Genomic DNA, 3,581 nt, shown 5'->3' on the forward strand with positions numbered 1-3,581 from the left:
GACGACATCGAAGGCGAAATCGCCACCCAGTTTCCGACCCGCGCACGCCAGGCCAGCGGCGGCGCCAATGCCGAACTGGCGCCCTTCGTGCAGATGGGCAGCTGGATCGGCGGCGACCGCGACGGCAATCCCAACGTCAACGCCGGCACCATGCAGCACGCCCTGTCGCGGCAATCGACCACCATCTTCGACTTCTACTTGGAAGAAGTGCATGCGCTGGGCGCGGAACTGTCGGTCTCGACCCTGATGGTCAGCGTCAACCAGGAACTGCTGGCGCTGGCGGAAAGCTCGCCCGACACTTCGGACCATCGCTCCGACGAACCCTACCGCCGCGCCCTGATCGGCATCTATGCACGGTTGGCTTCCACCGCGCGCGAACTCGGCGCCACCAACATCCTGCGCCAGGAAGTCGGCGCCGCCGCCCACTATGCGACGCCGCAGGAATTCACCCAGGAATTGCAGATCGTCGAAGATTCGCTGCGCGCCAACCACGGCAGCGCCCTGGTCAAGCCGCGACTGGCGACGCTCAAGCGCGCTTCCGAGATTTTCGGTTTCCACCTGGCCTCGCTCGACATGCGCCAGAGTTCCGACGTCCACGAGCGGGTGCTGACCGAGCTGTTCGCCCAGGCCCAGGTGGAAGGCGCGTACGACAAGCTCAGCGAAGAACAGAAGATCGACCTGCTGCTGGCCGAACTGGCCAAGCCGCGCCTGCTGTACTCGCCGTATATCGAGTATTCCGACGAGACCGTGTCCGAGCTGTCGATCCTGCGCGCCGCCGGCGAGATGCGCCAGCGCTATGGCGCGCGCTCGATCCGCAACTACATCATCTCGCATACCGAGACCGTGTCCGACTTGCTGGAAGTCCTGCTGCTGCAACAGGAAACTGGCCTGCTGCGGCCTGATGCCGTTGCGGGCAAGGGCAAGGCTGCCGTCGGCGAGCTGGAAGTCATGGTGATCCCGCTGTTCGAAACCATACCCGACCTGCGCCGCGCCGCAGCCATCATGGAGCAGTTCATGGCCTTGGCGCCGGTGGAACGGCTGATCGCCAAACAAGGCAAGCTGCAGGAAGTGATGCTGGGGTATTCCGACTCCAACAAGGATGGTGGTTTCCTGACCTCCAACTGGGAATTGTACAAGGCCGAGATCCAGCTGGTGCGCGTATTCGACCGCGCCGGCGTCAAGCTGCGCCTGTTCCATGGCCGCGGCGGCACCGTCGGCCGCGGCGGCGGCCCGAGCTACCAGGCGATCCTGGCGCAGCCGCCGGGCACCGTCAACGGCCAGATCCGCCTGACCGAACAAGGCGAGATCATCGCTTCCAAGTTCTCCAATCCGGAAATCGGCCGCCGCAACCTGGAGCTGCTGGTGGCGGCGACGCTGGAAGCGAGCCTGATGCCTAACAATGCCGACGCCAGGCAGACCAAGAAGCTGGGCGAATTCGAACAATTGATGGATGGCTTGTCTGAGCGCGCTTACCAGTCCTACCGCAACCTGGTCTATGAAACCCCCGGCTTCACCGACTATTTTTTTGCGGCGACGCCGATTGCCGAGATCGCCGAGCTGAACATCGGTTCGCGCCCTGCCTCGCGCAAATCGACGCGCCGCATCGAAGACTTGCGCGCGATTCCCTGGGGCTTTTCCTGGGGCCAGTGCCGCTTGCTGCTGCCGGGCTGGTACGGCTTTGGCAGCGCCATCGAAAGCTGGCTGGAAGAAGGAAAGGACAGCAAGCTCAAGACCCAGAAGCTGGCGACCTTGCGCGCCATGTACAAGGAATGGCCGTTCTTCGCCACCCTGCTGTCGAACATGGACATGGTGCTGTCGAAGACCGACCTGGCGGTGGCCTCGCGCTATGCCGGGCTGGTCACCGACCGCAAGCTGCGCAACAGCATCTTCAAGCGCATCGTCGATGAACACGAGCGCACCAGCAGCATCCTGTCAGCCATCACCGCCTCCAAGGACCGCCTGTCGGGCAATCCGTTGCTAGCGCGTTCGATCAAGAACCGCTTCGCCTACCTCGATCCGCTGAATCACTTGCAGGTCGAACTGATCAAGCGCCACCGCAGCGTGACCGCGGCCGGCCGCACGACGGAGGAAAGGGTGAAACGCGGCATCCACCTGAGCATCAACGGCATCGCCGCCGGTTTGCGCAACACCGGCTGACCGGTTGCCAAGACAAGAAATGGCCAGCAGCATTGCTGGCCATTTTTTTAATTCAAACCAAGCGTCTTCTTCACTGCCGGCAAACCTTCTTCGCCGCTGCGGGTCTTGACCCCATTCAGCCAGGCCGACAGCAATTCCGGCCGGGATTTCAACTGGCGCAGCGCGGCTGACCTGGCGTCGACTTTCTGTTCCAGCACATCGTTGATGATCTTGTTTTCCAGGTCGACGTTGAACTCAAGCTGGCTGAACAGGCGGCCGGGGTTCGGACATTGCGCCGCATAACCTTTGCGCGCCAGCGTATTCACGGTAGCGCCGCCGTAGTTGGGACCGAAATAGGCATTGCCGCCATCCAGGTAAGTGAGCTGGAAGCGGGTGTTCATCAGATGCGGCTCCCAGGCCAGGAATACTATCCACTCCTTGGCCGAGACTTTCCGCGCGACCTGGCTCAACATGCTTTGCTCACTCGACTCCACCAGTTTCCAGCCGTCCAGCCCGAACGACTTGGCTGCCAGCATGGTCTTGATGTTCTGGTTGGCCGGCGCGCCGGTTTCGATGCCGTAAATCTTGCTGTCGAATTTGCCGGCGAACCTGGCAAGGTCGCTGAAAGACTTGACGCCTGCCGCGGCGACGTAGCTGGGAACCGCGAGCGTGAACTTGGCGTTGACCAGGTTGGCATGCAGGACATCGATGGCGCCATCCTTGAGCTGGGTTTCCATGAGCGGTTTTTGCGCCGGCATCCAGTTGCCGAGGAAAACATCGACCTGGCCTTTTTTCAAGCCGACGAAAGTGATGGGAACCGACAGGTGGTCCACCTTCTGCTCATAACCGAGCGCGCCCAGCAGGATGCCGGCGATGGCATTGGTTGCGGTAATGTCGCTCCAGCCGGGATCGGCCATGCGCACCAGCTTGCAAGCGTCAGCCTCCGCCCCAAAAGCGCCCTGATGCAAAAACAGCAGGCAGGCCAGCATCAATGGAGTACCCGATGGAATACCTTTTCTTGGCATGATGCCCTCCAGCTTATTTGCCCGAATATTTACCCGAAACCGCCGGAAAACGCGCCATCGCCTCCAGCGCGTCAAGGTCGATGTGGTTGCGCATGAAACGCAGGCTGGCGTCTTGCACCGGCTGATAGTCCCAGTGCCGCACCGTGCCTCTGCTTTGCGCCGCAAAGTGGAAGCGCCGCCGGCGCTGGCTGGCGACTACCTGGTCATGCAGCTTGGGCAGGTTCCATCGATGGCCGGCTTCCTGGCGGAATTGTTCAAGCACGGCCATGGATCCTGGATCGGTCGCCAGGTTCTCCAGCTCGTCGGGATCGCGCGCAAGATCGTAGAGCTGGTCGGGATCGACCGGCGAGTGGATGAACTTGTAGGGGCCGCGCCGTATCATCACGATCGGCGCCAGCGCGCCCTCGCCGCAATACTCGC

Annotated in this window: 2 protein-coding genes and 1 pseudogene; 1 reads left to right on the top strand and 2 read right to left on the bottom strand. The window is 62.2% G+C overall.

Translation table 11 applies throughout. The features are described 5' to 3' along the window. A partial coding sequence (gene ppc, locus JWQ61_RS17270; RefSeq protein WP_304361607.1) for a phosphoenolpyruvate carboxylase occupies positions 1–2,157 on the top strand: 2,157 nt, incomplete at its 5' end. Between the two features lie 47 nt (positions 2,158–2,204). Here the strand turns inward: ppc and choX are convergent. Together choX and JWQ61_RS17280 are read right to left on the bottom strand one after the other, a co-directional pair. Continuing rightward, positions 2,205–3,125: a choline ABC transporter substrate-binding protein gene (gene choX, locus JWQ61_RS17275; RefSeq protein ID WP_304361608.1), complete on the bottom strand. Its 921-nt coding sequence runs from the start codon at positions 3,123–3,125 to the stop codon at positions 2,205–2,207. Positions 3,126–3,174: 49 nt separating this feature from the next. Continuing rightward, a pseudogene (locus JWQ61_RS17280) lies at positions 3,175–3,581 on the bottom strand (choline-sulfatase); the annotation flags it as partial.

The organism is Collimonas fungivorans, assembly GCF_028292705.1.
In the GTDB taxonomy this organism is placed as follows: Bacteria; Pseudomonadota; Gammaproteobacteria; order Burkholderiales; family Burkholderiaceae_D; genus Collimonas; species Collimonas fungivorans_B.